The sequence below is a fragment of the Brevundimonas sp. 357 genome (assembly GCF_003938605.1).
Classification (GTDB): Bacteria; Pseudomonadota; Alphaproteobacteria; order Caulobacterales; family Caulobacteraceae; genus Brevundimonas.
Genome location: NZ_RHWX01000043.1, coordinates 1 through 735, shown reverse-complemented (window position 1 = coordinate 735; position 735 = coordinate 1). Strand labels below are relative to the sequence as shown.

Sequence of the window (735 nt, the reverse complement as noted above, 5' to 3'; positions counted from 1 at the left end):
GTCATGCTCAGTCATGAGGCGCAGTGTGACGGAATCGTTGCTGTTGGTCACGATGCTGTACTTTGTGATGCCTAACGCCTGGCACAGCTGCCGACAAAATTGGCGCTTGTTTTGCCGGCTTTTTGGCAAAACAAGTGACACTTTTGGCGGTCAGTTGCTGCCACTTGTTAACCCTTTTGCCAGATTTGGTAACTATAATTTATGTTAGACACGAAGTCTTGGCTAAAAACTGGCCTAAAACTACCGGGGATTTCTGGAAAATAGACATCACCTTCTGGCTCAATGTCGATTGTTGAAATATGTAAAGTATCAGCTTTATCGATCAGGCTTTTGTATATTTCACCACCACCAGACACAATCACATGATCCGTTATCGTCTTCAGATGATTTAGCGCTTCATCGATAGATGGAAATACCAATACATTCTCATCACTGGAAGTGAAGCTTGAACGAGTTACAACGGCATATTTTCGGTTGGGTAAAGCCCCCATTGACTCGAAAGTCTTTCGGCCTACCAAAAGCCACTGATTATAGGTAATCGCTTTGAAGAGTAATTGTTCCCCTTTGGCACTCCATGGAATATCTGGGCCATTTCCGATAACTCCATTCTTCGAAATTGCTGCCATTAGTGATAGTTTCACGATACTTCCTTAGGGGTTAACTTTGTTTTAGGGCGACTGCCCTGCTGCGTAACATCGTTGCTGCTCCATAACATCAAACATCGACCCACGGCGT

General features: G+C 44.4%; 1 protein-coding gene. It reads right to left on the bottom strand.

Annotated elements, in window-relative coordinates:
* Positions 1 to 167: 167 nt before the first annotated feature.
* Positions 168 to 641 carry a trimethoprim-resistant dihydrofolate reductase DfrA15 gene (gene dfrA15, locus EGK63_RS16290; RefSeq protein WP_001830196.1) on the bottom strand — a complete coding sequence of 158 codons (474 nt, stop codon included), beginning with the start codon at positions 639 to 641 and terminating at the stop codon, positions 168 to 170.
* Between the last annotated feature and the right edge of the window lie 94 nt (positions 642 to 735).